Genomic DNA, 15013 nt, shown 5'->3' with positions numbered 1-15013 from the left:
GCTGGCTAAAAGTGTGAGTTTGCTGTTGCTGGGCGTGGCGGCCGGACTGGCCGGCTGCAGCACGCCCTGTGACGCGCCCGGGCGATTGTGCGCGCCTATCACCTCAATTACAAGCCCGGCAAGCCCGCCGGCCGCGCCTGTCGCGGCGCCACGTCCCGCGCCCGCACCGCCGCCGGCGCGGGTGGAAACCTTCGCCATCGCCATGCCCGGCGCCGCCGGCCAGTCCGAAACGGCGGGCACCGCCATGCCATCGCTGTCCAACGGGCAGGCCACCGCGCCGGCGGCCGACATGGACGCCATCCCCTCCAACACGCCGTTGCGCGTGGCGCTGCTGCTGCCGCTGCGCTCGGACACGCTGGGCCAGGCCGCCGCCGCCGTCAAAGCCGGCTTCCTGGCCGCCTGGGAGCGCGACCGCGACGGCGTCACCGTCACCGTGGCCGACACCGGCGACGCCACCAGCGACGTGCTGGCCACCTACGCCAGCGCCCAGGAGCAGGCGGACCTGATCGTCGGTCCGCTGGGCCGCTCCGCCGTCGGCGCGCTGGCCGCCAGCCCGCTGCTGCGCAAGCCCACCATCGCCCTCAACACGCCCGAAGGCTACGGCAATCCCGGCCAGTCGCCGCTGCCGCCCCGCATGCTGGCCATGGGCCTGTCGATCGAGGAGGAGGCGCGCCAGGCCGCCAACTGGGCCGCCAGCGAACATCCGGGCGCCAGCGCGCTGGTGCTGGCCACCAGCACGCCGTGGCAGCGCCGCATCGCCACCGCCTTCGCCAGCCAGTGGCAACGCCAGGGCCTGGCCGTCAGGACGGTGGAACTGGGCGCGGCCAACGGCTACCTGAACGACCCGGAACTGGTGCAGCTACGCGCGCGCCTGCAGACCGACGCACCCGGCCTGCTGTTCGCGGCGCTGGACGCGGCCCAGACCCGCCAGCTGCGCGGCGCACTCGAAGGCGCGCTGCCGGAGCAGCCGCCCATCTACGGCACCTCCTCGCTCAATCCCGGCAACGGCAGCAACTTCCCCACCCAGGAGCTGGACGGCGTGCGCCTGCTGGACCTGCCGTGGCAACTGCAAGCCGACCATCCGGCCGTGATGGTCTATCCCCATCCGCCCCAATCCGAGGAACGCAAGCCCGGCGCGGCCGACCTGGAACGGCTGTACGCACTGGGCATCGACGCCTACCGCGTGGCGCGCGAGATCGGCCACCATGCCGGTGTGCGCTTCCAGCTCGATGGCGTGACGGGCCGCCTGACGGTCAGCTTCGGCCTCGGGCCGGCCAGTTTCGAGCGCATCGAGCAGGCCGCCGTCTACAAGAACGGCGTGCCGCAGCCCGTGGCGCCGTGAGCGCGCCATGGCCCGCACCGAGCGCCAGCAACTGGGCCGCGAGGGCGAGGACGAGGCGCTGGCCCACCTGACCCGGCACGGCCTGGCGCTGGTGGCCCGCAATTTCCTGTGCAAGGGCGGCGAGATCGACCTGATCATGCGCGACGGCGCCCACCTGGTGTTTATCGAAGTGCGGCGCCGGGCCGACACACGCCACGGCGGGGCTGCCGCCAGCATCACCGCGCGCAAGCAGCAGCGCATGGTGCGCGCGGCCCAGGTCTACCTGCTGCGCTGCGCGCCGCTGCCGCCGTGCCGCTTCGACGTGGTGGCCATCGACGGCGGCCAGTTGCGCTGGCTGCGCAATGTGCTGCAAATGTAAGCATTTTTTTCAGCGCTTGTGGGGCGGGCACGGCCATTGCACTATAATCGCCGACTATGAATACTCAACGCATCCTGTCGCACTTCCACGAAAGTGCCGAACTCAAAATCCAATCGGCCACCGTGCTGGCCCAGCCGATCTCGCAGGCGATCGAGATGATGTTCTCCGCACTCTCGAACGGCAACAAGATCCTCGTGTGCGGCAACGGCGGTTCGGCCGCCGATGCCCAGCACTTCGCGGCTGAACTGGTGGGCCGCTTCGAGCGCGAACGCTTCCCGCTGCCGGCGCTGGCGCTGACCACCGACACCTCGATCCTGACGGCCGTGGCCAACGACTACAGCTACCGCGACATCTTCTCCAAGCAGGTGCAGGCGTTCGGCCAGGCCGGCGACATCCTGCTGGCGCTGTCCACCTCGGGCAATTCGGCCAACGTGATGGCGGCCATCGAGGCGGCGCTGGAGCGCGAGATGCGCGTGGTGGCCATGACCGGCAAGGGCGGCGGCGCCATCGGCAAGATGCTGACCGACGCCGACGTCCACATCTGCGTGCCGGCCGACCGCACGGCCCGCATCCAGGAAGTGCACCTGGTGACCATACACTGCATCTGCGACGGCATCGATGTCGCCCTGTTCGGAGGAGACGTCAATGAGTAAGCCACTGATCAACGCGGGCGCCGGCCGCCGCTGGCAACGCCCGCTGGCCATGACGCTGCTGTGCGGCGCCATGCTGGCCACCCTGTCGGGCTGCGTGGAAATGATGGTCGGCGGCGCCGTGGTCGGCACCGTGGCCGCCTCGGACCGCCGCACCTTCGGCGCCCAGACGGAAGACCAGGCCATCGTCGTGAAGGCCGAGATCAAGGTCCACAACCTGGTGGGCGACGCCGGCCACGTGAACATCAACAGCTTCAACCGCCGCGCCCTGCTGACGGGCGAGGTGCGCGACCAGGCCATGAAGGAACAGGTCGAACGTGAAGTGCGCGGCATCGAAGGCGTGGCCTCGACCGTGAACGAGCTGGAAGTCGCGGGCCTGAGCAGCTTCACCTCGCGCTCCAACGACGCCCTGATCACCACCAAGGTCAAGGCCAGCCTGGTGGACCAGAAGGACATCTCGGCCAACACCTTCAAGGTGGTGACGGAGCGCGGCGCCGTATTCCTGATGGGCCGCGTGACCCAGCGCGAAGGCACCATCGCGGCCGAAGTCGCGCGCGGCGTGAGCGGCGTGACCAAAGTGGTCAAGGTGTTCGAATACATCTCGGAAGAGGAATGGAAGACCTACCAGCCCAAGCCGACGCCGGCCCAGGCGGCGCAGGGCGGCGGCCAGTAAGGCCGCAACGTCCCGCAAGGCACGCTTAAGAATACGGGTCTATAATGGCCCGTACATTACTTAGCTGCCCCATTTTGACCATGCAAGCGACCACTTCCTCCTCCAAGGCCTGGCTCAAGCCCGCACTGGCCGCCGTGCTGCTGGCCGGCGCCGGCCTGGCCGCCTACGCCACGCTGAACCAGCGCAGCAGCGCGCCCGCCGTCACGTTCATGAGCATCAAGGGCGAGAAGATTTCGCCGGAGAGCCTGCATGGCAAGGTGGTGATGGTCAATTTCTGGGCGACTTCGTGCGCCACCTGCGTGGCCGAGATGCCGCAGATGGTGGAAACGTACAATAAATACAAGTCGCAGGGACTGGAATTCGTGGCCGTGGCCATGAAGGACGACCCGCCCAACTACGTCGTCAACTACGCCGAAACGCGCCAGTTGCCGTTCAAGGTGGCGCTGGACGTGGCCGGCGACGCCGCCAAGGCCTACGGCAACGTGGCCATGACGCCCACCACCTTCGTCATCGACAAGGATGGCAAGATCCTCAAGCGCTACGTGGGCCAGCCGGAATTCCCGGCCCTGCACAAGCTGCTGGAAAAAGCCCTGCAGGGATAAGAAAAAGGAGCCGCCGGCTCCTTTTTTACGTCAGAAACCCGCCTGCAGTGACAGGTAGGGGCCGCGCTGGCGCACCGGATTGAATACGGTGATATCGCCCAGCACCGCGTAGGCCGCCGTCACCGACACCTGCTTGGTCGGGAACCAGGCCACGAACGCGTCGTAATACGCCTTCTCGTTGTCCACGCCCAGGTTGTGCGGTTTGCGGCGATACTCCACGCCCAGCACCAGCTTGCGGTCGGCCAGCCAGGCCAGCGACAGTTCCGGCATCAGGCGCATGCTGTCGCCGCGGTCGCCGCCAAAGCCCAACAGGCCCATCTGGTTGGCGCGGGTGGCGCGCACGGTGCCGTTCAACAGCAGGCTGTGTTCGAGCAGCAGCTTGGTGGCCGCCACGTAGTAATCGTAGCCGTGGTCATCGCGCGCGCCCAGCTGGCGCACGTCCGTCACGCCCAGCGCACCCAGGCCGCCCACGCCCTTGTCGCGCTTGTAGAGCACACCGATGGCCAGCTGCGGCATCAGGCTGTCCTGCCCGTAGACGGCATCGCCGGCCACGCGCAGCTTGAGGCCGAGGATGTCCTGGCGCAGCCGGAGCCTGTCCAGCGGCGCCAGGCTGCCTGTGAAGGTCTGCTCGGCCAGCGACAATTCCAGCCGGTCGGCCAGGCCCACGGCCACGCCGCCGCTGCCCAATGCGTAATCCTGCGTGCGTACCCAAGTGTAATGGGCGTTGGCGCCCCAGCTGTCGCGGGTGCCGTAGCCGCCGATCAGGGCCCACGGCGTGAGGCCGCCGCCGGCCGCGCCTTCCAGCTGGCTCACGCCGCCCGTGGCGAGGAACTTGCCCAAGTCTGGCCGGCCCGTATCGGCGCGGGCGGTGACAATCATGGCCCGCATCGGCGCCAGCCGGGCGATCAGGCGGTTGGCCACGCCGTTGGGCACCTGGTTGCGCGCCATGGCCACTTGCAGGTCCTCGGCCAGCGCGTTGAACTGGGCGTCGGTGATCTTCAGGTCCTGGTGCACGGTGACCATGTCGCGCACGGTGCCCACGCCGTCCATGGTCTTGTCGCGGTATTTGCCCGTGTAGGTGCAGGGGCCGCCGCTCACTTCACAGAACTGCTCGCCCAGGCGTTTGGCCAGCTGCTCCATGTCGAAATCCTCGAAGGTGTCGCGGATCCTGGGATCGGCCAGCACCAGCGGAATGAAGCTGGCGACGATCTTGTGTATGCCTTCCTGGCCGCCCAGTCCACGGTAGACGGCATCGTCCGGCGCGGACGGCTGCGCCGTGGCCAGCGCGGCCGGCAGCAGCAGGGCCAGTCCGGCCCGTGAAATCGAACACCCCATGTCGCCTCCTTATTTCGGATACAACAGCATTTGCGTGCAGCGGAACAGCGCCATGGTCTTGCCGCTGGCCTTGTTGCGCACGGTGGCGTCCCACACCTGGGTGGTCTTGCCCAGGTGGACCACGGTGGCCGTGGCCACCACCGTCCCTTCGCGCGCCGTGCCCAGGTGGTTGGATTTCAATTCGATGGTGGTGAAGCTGGCAGCCCCTTCGGGCAGGTGGGCCACGCAGGCGTAACCGCAGGCCGTGTCGGCCAGCGTCACCACGCTGCCCGCGTGCAGGTAGCCGTTGGGCGCCAGGTGCTGCGGCGTGACCTCGAATTCCGCCGTCACGCTGCCCTCGCGCACGTCGGTGACGGTGATGCCCAGGTGGGCCGGCAGGGTGCCGACGCCGAATGCGTTGAAATAGGCGGGAGTGAATTTATTGTCGTTCATGGCGACTCGGTGGGTATCGGTTGCGGGTGGACGATGCACGCCGGCGCGCGCCAGCGGGTCGCAACGATGATAGCAACTTTTATTCAGGCGCGTTGCCGGCGCGCCAAGAACTGCGGATCAACGCATACAAAAAAGGCCGCTGACATCAGCGGCCTTGTGATTGCGGCGCGGCGCGGTGGCGCTTATTCGCCGGCCAGCACGTTATGCGCCTGCACGTCGGCGTGGTACGAGCTGCGCACCATGGCGCCCACGGCGGCGTGCTTGAAGCCCATCTTGTACGCTTCTTCCTCGAACATCTTGAACACGTCCGGGTGCACGTAGCGGCGCACCGGCAGGTGGCTGTTCGATGGCGCCAGGTACTGGCCGATGGTCAGCATGTCGATGTCGTGCGCGCGCATGTCGCGCATCACCTGCAGGATTTCCTCGTCCGTCTCGCCCAGGCCGACCATCAGGCCGGACTTGGTCTTGACGTCGGGGTAGATGGCCTTGAAGTCCTTGAGCAGCTTAAGCGAGTGCTCATAGTCGGCGCCGGGACGCGCTTCCTTGTACAGGCGCGGCACCGTTTCCAGGTTGTGGTTCATCACGTCCGGCAGGCCGTCCTTGAACAGCTCCAGCGCCTTTTCCAGGCGGCCGCGGAAGTCCGGCACCAGCACTTCGATCTGGGTCTTGGGCGACAGGTTGCGCGTGTGCTGGATGCACTCGACGAAGTGGCCGGCGCCGCCGTCACGCAGGTCGTCGCGGTCCACCGAGGTGATCACCACGTAGTTCAGCTTGAGGGCGGCGATGGTCTTGGACAGGTTGGCCGGCTCGTTCTGGTCCAGCGGGTCCGGACGGCCGTGGCCGACGTCGCAGAACGGGCAGCGGCGGGTGCACTTGTCGCCCATGATCATGAAGGTGGCCGTGCCCTTGCCGAAGCATTCGCCGATGTTGGGGCAGCTCGCCTCCTCGCACACGGTCACCAGCTTGTTCTCGCGCAGGATGTCCTTGATCTCGTAGAAGCGGGTCGAGGCGGAGGCGCCCTTGACGCGGATCCAGTCCGGCTTCTTCAACCGCTCCACCTGCTCGACCGGCACGATCTTGATCGGAATGCGCGCCGTTTTGCTGGCGCCTTTTTGCTTTTCGCTCGGGTTGTAAGCGGGGGCGACGGTGGAGTTGGTATCTGGAGTCGTCATTTGGCTGCGTGCCCACAGGGGCGGTGGTTGGTTATTCGAGATCGGCTTGCCTGTTGTGCAGGATTGCCTGCTTGCGGTGCGCTTGCGGCGCCACCTTGCTTATGTTTCAGTGTGCGCCAGTACGCGCACCAGTTCCCCGGCCAGCGCCTGCTGCACGTCGGCCAGTTCGGCCGCCGCGCCCATGGAGCGCATGTCGACCGTTTCCAGTCCGGCATAGCCACAAGGATTGATCCAGGAAAACGGCGCCAGGTCCATCGCCACGTTGAGCGACAAGCCATGGTAGGTGCAGCCGTTGCCGCGCACTTTCAGGCCGAGGGCGGCGATTTTGGCGCCCTTCTTCGGCCCGTCGGCCATGTAGATGCCGGGCGCGCCTTCGACGCGCTCGCCTGCGAGATTATACGCCGCTAATACGTTGATGATCGCTTGCTCGATTTTATGCACGAATTGGCGCGCGTACAGCTTGCCGCCCGGCTTGTTGCGGCGCAAGTCCATCAGCAGGTAAATCACGACCTGGCCGGGGCCGTGGTAGGTCACTTCGCCGCCACGGTCAGTCTGTACCACAGGTATCGAATCGGCGCCGGCCAGCAGGTGGCCGCGGTCGGCGCCCAGGCCCAGCGTGAACACGGGCGGGTGCTCGACGATCCAGAATTCGTCACGGGTGTCGGGCGTGCGGGCGTCCGTGAAGGCGCGCATGGCCGCGAACGTCGGTTCATAGTCGGCGCGGCCCAGGTGGCGGATCAGCGCCGGTTCGGCTTGGAGTGTGGACATAATGACAGGCTGCAGGCTGGCTTCGGAGCCGGACGGCGGGAAACCGGAACCCCGCATTATAAGCCAGCCCGGCATTCCAGGCTGCCTGCCCCGTCAAGCGGGAATCCGGGCATTGCCTGGCCCCCCCATTGGCCGCGTCCTCAAGGGCTCAGCATGGGGGGAATTCAGGCAGTGCCTGGATTCCCCCTGCGCGGGAACGACGCATGTGTTGCTGCGGGGTGCCCTTCAGTTCGGCTGGTGGTGGGCCAGCCAGCGCTGCACGGACGGCCGCTGCCACTGGGCGTCCGCGTAGTCGCGCAGGCGCGGCGGCACCGGGTCGCCGTTCACGATCAGGCGCTGCAGCATCATGGCCAGGTCGGTGTCGGCGATGCTCCACTGGCCGAACAGGTGGGCGCCGTCCACCAGTTGCTCGGCAGCGCGGATCACCTGGTCGGCGCACAGTTGCGCTTCGGCGCTGAGCGGCACATTGGTGGGACGGAAGAACACGGACTCCGTGTCGCGTTCGACACGCAGCGGCATCAGGCCGCTGCGCAGCCAGCCCTGCAACTGGCGCGCACGGGCGCGGCGGTGGATCTCCTGCGGATACAGGGCCGTGTATTGCGGCGCCGGGAACGCTTCATCAAGGTACTCGGTGATGGCGCTCGACTCCGTCAGCACGAAGCCGTCGTGCACCAGGGCCGGGATGCGGCCCGTCAGCGCCAGGTCGCGGTAGGGCGGGCGGCGATGCACGCCGGCCTCCAGGTCCATGGTTTCCAGGCTGAAGGGCAGGCCCTTCTCGGTCAGCGCCACGTACACGGACATGGCATAAGGGCTGGCGAACAGGCTGTCGACGACCAGTTTGAAAGACATGAAGGCTCCGTATGCTGATTGAATGGATTTCACATGGTAAGCCTTGCGATGCTGATGACATAACGATATATTTTGGCAACTGTAGCTAATTTTATTCACATAAAACCATGTCCGGCCCGCATCGCCTGCCCAATTTTTCCGCCCTGCGCGCCTTCGAGGCGGCAGCCCGCCACCAGAATTTTTCGCGCGCGGCCGAGGAATTGCACCTGACCCATGGCGCCATCAGCCACCAGGTGCGGGCATTGGAGGAGGAACTGGGCACGCCACTGTTCGTGCGCAATGGCCGCCACGTGAAAGTGACGGCGGATGGCCTGCGCTTCGCGCGCCAGCTGGCCAAGGCCTTCAGCGACATCGCCACGGCGTCCGACGCGCTGCGGCCATCCAGCGCCAGCCGGCGCCTGACCGTGTCGTCGATCCCCTCGTTCGCGGCGCGCTGGCTGGCGCCCCGGCTGGGCCAGTTCATCGAGCAGCATCCGGACGTGGAAGTGGTGCTGCAAGCGAGCGGCCAGTTGCAGGACCTGGTGCGCGACGCGGTCGACGTCGGTATCCGTTTTGGCCGCGGCCACTATCCGGGCATGGTGGTGCAGCGGCTGATGGGCGATGTCTACTATCCGGTGGTCAGCCCCGCGTACCGGGGCGGGCGCCTGCCAACCACGCCGGCCGACCTGGAACAGGCTTGCCTGCTGCGCTCGGTGGAGCCGTGGACGCCATGGTTCCACGCGGCCGGCCTGGCAATGGCCGAACCGTCGGGCGGCGTGATGTTCGAGGATTTGTCGATGCTGGTGCGCTCGGCCGTGGACGGCAATGGCGTGGCGCTGGTGCGCCATGTGGTGGCAATGCAGGAAATTGCTTCGGGCCAGCTGGTGCGGCTGTTCGACATCGCCACGCCGTGCCCGGATGAGTATTACTTCGTCAGCCCGCCGGCGGCGGCCGCCAAGCCGCAGGTGCAGGCGTTCCGCGCCTGGCTGCTGGCCGAAATCGACAAATTCCGGCAGCAGCAGGGCGGCTGATCACAGCACAACTGTGGCTTACAGCACCACCTTGACCATGGGATGGCCCGACAGTTCAGTGTACAGCGCGTCAAGCTGTTCGCGGCTGGTGGCGCGCACCACCACCGTCAGGCCCGTGTAATTGCCCTTGGCCGAGGGACGCGCCTCCAGCTTGCCTTCATGGAAGGTCGGGTCGTGCTTCTGCACCACCTGCAGGATCGTGGTGGTGAACTCGACATGCGTCAAGCCCATCACCTTGATCGGGAAGTCGCTCGGGTACTCGATGAGGGACTCCGATGGAGGGATGTTGGGTGGGATCGTCGCTGCCATGGTCATTCCAATCAATATAAAAAACGTGCGCGCCAACGCGGCGCTCACCCGCATATTGTAGCTAATCCGGGAATTACCAGTGCCATGTGCGCCGCCGCCAGGCGCTACCGGGGCGCGGCGGGCGGCGGCAACGCCAGCCAGTCCAGATGCCGGCCGTCCAGGTTGTGGATGTAGGCGCGGCCGGCCAGCTCCGTCACGCCGGTCGTGGTAGGCGAGTGGCCGCCCGGATCCTGCAGGTCGGCCACCACGGCGCCGTCCTCCGTGAAGGCCAGCACGTGGCCGTAGGGCTTGGGCGTAGGCCACAGCGCACGCGGCAAGCGCAGCATGACGCGGCGCAGCGCCGGCCAGGGCGCCATCGCATCAAGCGCGTTGCGCGGGCCGGACAGGCCCAGCCAGAAGCGGCCATCGGCGCCCCGCGTCAGGTTGTCCGGATAGCCGGGCAGGTTATCCAGCAACACGTGGGCCTGGGCCGATGGCTGGGCCAGGTCGAGCCGGGATGCGGTGGCGGCGATGCGCCATACCCGGTAGCGGCCGCTTTCGCCCACGTACAGCGCCTGGCCGTCGCCGCTCAAGGCGATGCCGTTGGCGAAACTCAGGCCGTGGGCCACCTCGCGCACCGCGCGGGCCAGCGGATCATATTCCAGCACCCGTCCCGTGGCCGATTGTTCCAGCACGTCCAGCGTGGCAGCCTCCAGCGTGCCACCCCAGGGGCCGGGCGAAAAGCGCATGGACGCGTCCGTGAAATACACCTTGCCGCCGGGGGCGACGATGACGCCGTCCGCGAACCGGATCGGCGCCCCATCCACCGCGTCGGCCAGCACCGTGACCTTGCCGTCGCCATCGACGGACAGCAAGCCCTTGACGGCATCGGCCACCAGCAGCCGGCCGCCGGCGTCGAACGCCAGGCCCAGCGGCCGCCCGCCGGTGTCGCACAACACTTGCTGGGCGCTGCCGTCCGGATCCATGCGCAGCACGTGGCCGCTGACCACGCCCATGTACAGCTTGCCGTCGGGGCCGGCAGCCACGTGCTCGGGCCCCACTTCGCCGTGCAGGTCGATCTGGTGCGCGTGCGCCAGCCGGGTATTGACGGCGTGCACGCCCACGTACCCGGGCGCCGGTGGCGCCCGCCACGCGACGGGCTCGATCGGCACCGGCCACAGGCTGAGATAGGCGGCGGGCAGCAGCGCAAGGAGGATAGGCAGCAATGTAGCTCTCTTCATGACGGCATATTGTCTGAAAAATAGCATGTTGGGGAATGACACTCACAGCGTGTAACCAAATTACCAAGCAATACGACTACCACAAAGACAACAGCATATGGATTGGCTGGCAACATCAATGTGTGGCGTTTACTTTTTTATACTCATGTAGTTAAATTACACGATACCGCATTGTCAGCACTATGGGGAATTTGCTACCCACCTCGCAGCGCGTGGACGTCGGCCAACCCGCCTCTCAGAAAGGATCACCGTGGATTTGCAGTTTCGCGCCGACCCGGCCATGCTGCCGCATGCCGTTCCCGGCGGCGTGCGCTTTGTCTTCGATGCCGCGCCCGGCACCTGCAGTGTCGCGCTGGCGGGCACCTTCAACAGCTGGGTGGGCGACGCCTGCATGCTGGAATACGTGGCGCCCACGCGCTGGCAGGCCACGCTGCCCATCCCGGCCGGGCGGCACCTCTACAAACTCGTCATCGACGGCAGGGACTGGATTGCCGACCCCGCCAACCCCTGGCTCTCGGAAGACGGCCAGAACAACTCCTGCCTGACGGTGGATGAAACGGGCGCCGTCCTGATGCGCGAGGCTGGCTTGAGCGCCGCCGCGCCCGGCCCGCTGCACGCGCGCGCGGCGCTGGCCAGCCCGGACTGGCTGCGCCATGGCGTGATCTACCAGTTGTCGGTGCCCGCTTTCGGCGGCGACTTCGACGGCGTGCGCGCCAAACTCGGCTACCTGAGCGAACTAGGCGCCGACATCCTCTGGATCATGCCCATCCAACCGATCGGGGTCGAAGGACGGCGCGGCACACTGGGCGACCCGTATGCGGTGCGCGATTTCGACGCCATCGATCCGGCCCTGGGCGACGCGGCTGCCTTGCGCGCGCTGGTGGACGCCGCGCACGCGCGCGGCATGCGCGTGCTGCTGGACTGGACGCTCAACCGCAGCAGCGTGGACCACCCATTCACGCGCACGCATCCCCACTGGTACACGCGGCGCGCCGACGGCAGCATCTATTACGCCGTCCCCGAGCGCGACTACTTCGCCGGCTTCGACTTCACCGACCGCGCCCTGCGGCGCTACCTGATCGGCAGCATGCGCGGCTGGATCGAGCGCTTCGGCTTTGATGGCCTGCGCTTCGACGATAGCGACATCACCCCCTGCGATTTCCTCGACGAGATCCGCGCGGACCTAGCGGCGCTGCGGCCGGACATCGCCCTGATCTCGCAGTCCTATGACGAATTTCACCACCTGGCCGCCTGCGACCTGACCTACGAGGGCGGCACGCGCGAGATGTTGCGGCGCTGCGCCCAGGGTGGGGCGGATGGCACCGCCTTCGCCCGCTACTGGAACGAGTCAACCTTCAGCTTCCCGCGCGGGGCGCTGCGCATGCGCTGGCTGGAAGACAAGGAGCAGGGCCGCGCCTCCGACTTCCTGGGCCGCCCCGCCCACCGACCGGCCGCCGCCGTGATGCTGACCCTGGATGGGGTACCGCACCTCCTGATGGGGCAGGAATTCGATGAGCCGACCTGGACTGGCTGGCCGGTCCTGTTCAACCCCTATCAACTCGACTGGCAAGCCTTCGATGGCGAGCTGTACCGACATTACCAGACCCTGATCCATCTGCGCCGTCGCCACACCGCGCTGCGTACCGGCGCGACGGCGTTCCTGGACAACTTGCCGCCCGGCGCCATCGGCTTCACCCGCACCGACCAGCGCGAACAGATCGTGGTGCTGGCCAATATGTCGTCAACCACGCTGACGCTCGATGCCGGACGGGTGCCCGTCAGCCCTCTCTACGCATCAGGCTGGCAGGATGAACACGCTAAACTGGGGCCGTATGGCTGGGTAATCGGAACGCTGGCCGGAACAGCGTGAGCGCGAGCGGCCGCAGGCCGGGATAAGCGCGCCGCCCCAGATTGTCGGACAAAAAAAAGCCAGCTGGAGAAGCTGGCTTGAAAAACTATTCTCACTGTCTTGAAAATAGTCGGGATAGACTCGGTACGATCCCGACGACCTGGCGTTGCGGGAGTGAACTCCCTGTCATGCCGCGCTGCCGCCGTTGTTGCCTAAAACGCATACTGTATATAAAAGTAATGTTTTTGGCTACAACTTTGTGATGAACGGCAACATTTGCGGCCTGAACGGCCGATTTCCCCGACTGGAATGCAAGATGGGCCCGTGATGGCGGACCCGCGCCCCGTCAGCGCTCCACCTGGTGCCCCCGCTTTTCGCGGTCTTCATCGCGGCGCCGGTCGTTCTCGTTCGCCGGACGCCCGCCTCCCGGATGCGCCTGCTCACGCTGCGGCTGTGGCTGCGGCATAACTTGCGGTTGCGGCGCGGGCCGGGCCGGCATCTGGAGTTGCTGCGGCTGGGACGGCGCCGGTTGCTGAGGCACCACCACGCGCTGGGGCGGCGGCTGGACCGGTTGCTGCTGGGGCGGCGCCTGGAACGGCTGGGCGGCCGGACGCGCTAGCTCGCCTTCCGGCCGGATCTGCCGCCGGCCGTCTTCATAACGGACACCGCGCTCGCCCCGGTCGCCGCGCTCGAAGCGCTCACGGCTGCGATCGTCCTGTGCCGGTTGCTGGGTGCCACGTGGTTCGATCAGGCGGCCAGGCGGTTGCGCGCTCAAGGGCTGGGCTTGCTGCTGGTTCTGCATTTGTTGCTGTTGACGCTGGCGCCGCTGCTGGTCCTCCCACTGCTGCCGCTGCTGATCGTCTTGCCGCTGCCGTTGCTGCTGCAACTGCTGTTGCTGTAACTGCTGTTGTTGTAACTGCTGTTGCTGCTGCTGTTGCTGTTGCTGTTGCTGTTGCTGTTGCTGTTGCTGTTGCTGTTGCTGCTGCTGGTACGCCGGCTGCGACGGTTGCGGGTACGATGGGCGCGCGGGCGCCGTCAACACCTGTCCCGGTGCGGCATTCTGCTGCCAGCGCTGCTGCGGCTGCACGGTCTGGCCCTGCGGCGCATACGTGGCGCCACCGCGCTCCGGCCGCCGGTCGTCGCCGTCGCCGCGGCGCCGGCCGTCATTGCGCACGAACGCGGGCGCGGCCGGGGCAGGGGCCGCCACCAGCGGCGCGGTGCGCACCACCGCCGGAGGCAGGATCACCTGCGGGCTGGCATGCACCGGCACCACGTGGCCCGCATCGAAGCGGTCGCGCGGCACCACGGTCACGCCTTCATGCGGGCCATCGCGGCGTTCGGCCGGACGGCCATTGTGGGTCCATACGAGGCGCCGCTCGTGCTCGGGCGACAACTGGAACGGGGCCACATAGCGCTCGTGGGGCGCCAACGGATACCAGCCCAAACCGGGTCCCCGGCGGCCATCGCGGTGCGACGCTTCCAGCCGATCGCCGCCCACCCAGCCCACCAGCGCGGGGGCCCACGCGGGCCGGCCCACGTAGCGTCCCGGCGCCCAGCACCAGCGCTGGTTGACCATCACCCAGCGCCCGTAGTGTGAAGGCGCATAACCCCACGGCGCGCTGTCGACCCAGGTCCAGCCAAACGACACCATCCAGATCCATTGCCCGTCGCGGTAGGGCGCCCAGTCGGCCGCCACCACGCGCGGCGTCCATAACGGGCCGTAATCGGGGCTGTCGCTCCAGCTGCCGTAGCGGTCCAGCTCCTCGTAGCCGGTCACTTCGCTGGGCACGTAACGGCTGGCGATGGACGACTCGTACTGGCGGTCGCGCAGGTCGGCCCAGCTGTCGAAACCATCGCGCAGTGCTTCCCCGGTGCGCACATCGTCGCTGCTCACCTCGGCCCGGTGACCGGCCCGCAGCACCAGCTGGCTGCCGGCGCCGTCCACCCGCGCCACCCCGGCCAGCACGTTGACGACGGTGGTGTCGGGAAGGCGTTCGGCGTCCACCCGCACCGTGCCCGGTTCGACCAGGGTCAGGCGGGCCTGCGGGGTAGTCAGTTCAAAATCGCGCAGCAGGCTGCCGTCGCGCAGGTGCACGCTGGCGCTGCCGTAATTCAGGCGCAGCCGCACGTTGTCGTCATCCAGCTGCACCACTTCCAGGTCGGAATCGCCATCGAGCCGGATCGCGGCCGGCCCCACCCGAAATTCACCGCGCGCGCCGGTGGCCGTGCTCAGGTGGTCGCCCGTGGTCACCGGCCAGTTCAGCATGGCGTCAGCCGGGTCGCCTTCGCCCACCACCGTCACCTGGCCTTCGACGCTGGAAATGCGACCCACCCGGCCCGGAATATCGTCGGCCAGCGCGGGCAGAGTCCAGGCCAGCAACGCGGCGAGGACGGCGGAGGTGAGGGTGCTGCGGCTCATGGCGGCGCTCCTAAGCGTGTGGCCG

General features: G+C 67.4%; 15 protein-coding genes. 7 read left to right on the top strand and 8 right to left on the bottom strand.

Translation table 11 applies throughout. From position 1 onward, the window contains the following. Positions 1–13: 13 nt before the first annotated feature. From H3H37_RS06895 to H3H37_RS06875, 5 genes are all read left to right on the top strand, one after another. Positions 14–1342 carry a penicillin-binding protein activator gene (locus H3H37_RS06895; RefSeq protein ID WP_311197420.1) on the top strand — a complete coding sequence of 443 codons (1329 nt, stop codon included), beginning with the start codon at positions 14–16 and terminating at the stop codon, positions 1340–1342. 7 nt (positions 1343–1349) lie between these two features. Then, positions 1350–1700, top strand: a complete 351-nt coding sequence (locus H3H37_RS06890; protein ID WP_182160899.1) for a YraN family protein — start codon at positions 1350–1352, stop codon at positions 1698–1700. 56 nt (positions 1701–1756) lie between these two features. Further along, entirely contained in the window at positions 1757–2353 is a 597-nt protein-coding gene (locus tag H3H37_RS06885) for a phosphoheptose isomerase (RefSeq protein WP_182160898.1), read from the top strand. Beyond that, positions 2346–3023: a BON domain-containing protein gene (locus H3H37_RS06880; RefSeq protein WP_229218698.1), complete on the top strand. Its 678-nt coding sequence runs from the start codon at positions 2346–2348 to the stop codon at positions 3021–3023. The genes H3H37_RS06885 and H3H37_RS06880 overlap by 8 nt, the downstream gene beginning before the upstream one ends. An 80-nt stretch (positions 3024–3103) precedes the next feature. Then, the gene (locus tag H3H37_RS06875) at positions 3104–3625 is read left to right on the top strand and encodes a TlpA disulfide reductase family protein (RefSeq protein WP_182160897.1); all 522 of its coding nucleotides are present in this window, start codon (positions 3104–3106) and stop codon (positions 3623–3625) included. 30 nt (positions 3626–3655) lie between these two features. Here H3H37_RS06875 and H3H37_RS06870 read toward each other — a convergent pair whose 3' ends face one another. From H3H37_RS06870 to yfcF, 5 genes are all read right to left on the bottom strand, one after another. After that, positions 3656–4960, bottom strand: coding sequence for a DUF3034 family protein (locus H3H37_RS06870; protein ID WP_375539986.1), 1305 nt, complete (start codon positions 4958–4960; stop codon positions 3656–3658). A 9-nt stretch (positions 4961–4969) separates the two neighbouring features. Beyond that, on the bottom strand, positions 4970–5392 hold the full coding sequence (locus H3H37_RS06860) for a PaaI family thioesterase (protein ID WP_182160896.1): 423 nt from the start codon (positions 5390–5392) through the stop codon (positions 4970–4972). A 182-nt stretch (positions 5393–5574) separates the two neighbouring features. Continuing rightward, positions 5575–6564, bottom strand: a complete 990-nt coding sequence (lipA, locus tag H3H37_RS06855) for a lipoyl synthase (protein WP_182160895.1) — start codon at positions 6562–6564, stop codon at positions 5575–5577. Between the two features lie 99 nt (positions 6565–6663). After that, positions 6664–7332, bottom strand: coding sequence for a lipoyl(octanoyl) transferase LipB (gene lipB / locus H3H37_RS06850; protein ID WP_182160894.1), 669 nt, complete (start codon positions 7330–7332; stop codon positions 6664–6666). Positions 7333–7557: 225 nt separating this feature from the next. Beyond that, on the bottom strand, positions 7558–8181 hold the full coding sequence (gene yfcF, locus H3H37_RS06845) for a glutathione transferase (protein WP_182160893.1): 624 nt from the start codon (positions 8179–8181) through the stop codon (positions 7558–7560). Between the two features lie 107 nt (positions 8182–8288). Here yfcF and H3H37_RS06840 point away from each other — a divergent pair, with 107 nt between their 5' ends. Beyond that, a complete protein-coding gene (locus tag H3H37_RS06840; RefSeq protein WP_182160892.1) occupies positions 8289–9191 on the top strand; it encodes a transcriptional regulator GcvA in 903 nt (300 codons plus the stop codon). Positions 9192–9209: 18 nt separating this feature from the next. On the opposite strand, the gene H3H37_RS06835 is transcribed toward H3H37_RS06840, so the two are convergent. Both H3H37_RS06835 and H3H37_RS06830 read right to left on the bottom strand, forming a co-directional pair. Beyond that, positions 9210–9506, bottom strand: coding sequence for a DUF493 family protein (locus H3H37_RS06835; protein ID WP_182160891.1), 297 nt, complete (start codon positions 9504–9506; stop codon positions 9210–9212). A gap of 98 nt (positions 9507–9604) precedes the next feature. Continuing rightward, positions 9605–10720 (bottom strand): SMP-30/gluconolactonase/LRE family protein, encoded by a 1116-nt coding sequence (locus tag H3H37_RS06830; protein ID WP_182160890.1) that lies wholly within the window; start codon positions 10718–10720, stop codon positions 9605–9607. Between the two features lie 250 nt (positions 10721–10970). On the opposite strand from H3H37_RS06830, the gene H3H37_RS06825 reads away from it, so the two are divergent. After that, positions 10971–12590, top strand: coding sequence for an alpha-amylase family glycosyl hydrolase (locus tag H3H37_RS06825; RefSeq protein WP_182160889.1), 1620 nt, complete (start codon positions 10971–10973; stop codon positions 12588–12590). A 325-nt stretch (positions 12591–12915) separates the two neighbouring features. Here H3H37_RS06825 and H3H37_RS06820 read toward each other — a convergent pair whose 3' ends face one another. After that, positions 12916–14988: a DUF6600 domain-containing protein gene (locus tag H3H37_RS06820; protein ID WP_182160888.1), complete on the bottom strand. Its 2073-nt coding sequence runs from the start codon at positions 14986–14988 to the stop codon at positions 12916–12918. Between the last annotated feature and the right edge of the window lie 25 nt (positions 14989–15013).

It is taken from the genome of Rugamonas brunnea, from assembly GCF_014042345.1.
In the GTDB taxonomy this organism is placed as follows: Bacteria; Pseudomonadota; Gammaproteobacteria; order Burkholderiales; family Burkholderiaceae_D; genus Rugamonas; species Rugamonas brunnea.
Note: the sequence above shows the minus strand (reverse complement) of the source record. Positions and strands in the feature narration are given on the sequence as shown.

Excerpts from the sequence above, each read along its gene's own strand:
- H3H37_RS06890 (WP_182160899.1), top strand. The coding sequence starts at position 1,350 with ATGGCCCGCACCGAGCGCCAGCAACTGGGCCGCGAGGGCGAGGACGAG.
- H3H37_RS06885 (WP_182160898.1), top strand. The coding sequence starts at position 1,757 with ATGAATACTCAACGCATCCTGTCGCACTTCCACGAAAGTGCCGAACTC.
- H3H37_RS06880 (WP_229218698.1), top strand. The coding sequence starts at position 2,346 with ATGAGTAAGCCACTGATCAACGCGGGCGCCGGCCGCCGCTGGCAACGC.
- H3H37_RS06875 (WP_182160897.1), top strand. The coding sequence starts at position 3,104 with ATGCAAGCGACCACTTCCTCCTCCAAGGCCTGGCTCAAGCCCGCACTG.
- H3H37_RS06870 (WP_375539986.1), bottom strand. The coding sequence starts at position 4,960 with ATGGGGTGTTCGATTTCACGGGCCGGACTGGCCCTGCTGCTGCCGGCC.
- H3H37_RS06860 (WP_182160896.1), bottom strand. The coding sequence starts at position 5,392 with ATGAACGACAATAAATTCACTCCCGCCTATTTCAACGCATTCGGCGTC.
- lipA (WP_182160895.1), bottom strand. The coding sequence starts at position 6,564 with ATGACGACTCCAGATACCAACTCCACCGTCGCCCCCGCTTACAACCCG.
- lipB (WP_182160894.1), bottom strand. The coding sequence starts at position 7,332 with ATGTCCACACTCCAAGCCGAACCGGCGCTGATCCGCCACCTGGGCCGC.
- yfcF (WP_182160893.1), bottom strand. The coding sequence starts at position 8,181 with ATGTCTTTCAAACTGGTCGTCGACAGCCTGTTCGCCAGCCCTTATGCC.
- H3H37_RS06840 (WP_182160892.1), top strand. The coding sequence starts at position 8,289 with ATGTCCGGCCCGCATCGCCTGCCCAATTTTTCCGCCCTGCGCGCCTTC.
- H3H37_RS06835 (WP_182160891.1), bottom strand. The coding sequence starts at position 9,506 with ATGACCATGGCAGCGACGATCCCACCCAACATCCCTCCATCGGAGTCC.
- H3H37_RS06830 (WP_182160890.1), bottom strand. The coding sequence starts at position 10,720 with ATGAAGAGAGCTACATTGCTGCCTATCCTCCTTGCGCTGCTGCCCGCC.
- H3H37_RS06820 (WP_182160888.1), bottom strand. The coding sequence starts at position 14,988 with ATGAGCCGCAGCACCCTCACCTCCGCCGTCCTCGCCGCGTTGCTGGCC.